Origin of the sequence: Pseudonocardia sp. EV170527-09, assembly GCF_008369905.1 — a bacterium.
Taxonomy (GTDB): domain Bacteria; phylum Actinomycetota; class Actinomycetes; order Mycobacteriales; family Pseudonocardiaceae; genus Pseudonocardia.
Genome location: NZ_VRMC01000507.1, coordinates 1 through 263, shown reverse-complemented (window position 1 = coordinate 263; position 263 = coordinate 1). Strand labels below are relative to the sequence as shown.

The following is a 263-nucleotide window of genomic DNA, read 5'->3' as shown; positions in this document are numbered from 1 at the left end:
GGGTTGACGAAGGCATACGGCGTACCATCCTCCATAGTCAAGTTCACCGCCCTATCAGATTCCTCGGGCCCGCTCACCGTTAAGGCACTGACCTCGGGGACGGTTGATCTCGTTGACCTCTACACAACGACCCCAGCGATTAAGGAACAGCACCTCGTCGTCCTCTCCGACCCCAAGCATCTCCTCGTGCCGCAGAACGTCGTCCCACTTTTACGTAAGAAGGTTGACGACAAGGCACGTGCCCAACTGGCCAGGGTGTCGAA

General features: G+C 57.8%; 1 protein-coding gene. It reads left to right on the top strand.

The annotated features are described in order from the left end of the window. The coding region (locus FVA95_RS29955; RefSeq protein WP_304627196.1) for a glycine betaine ABC transporter substrate-binding protein at nt 1-263 on the top strand (263 nt) is incomplete at both ends.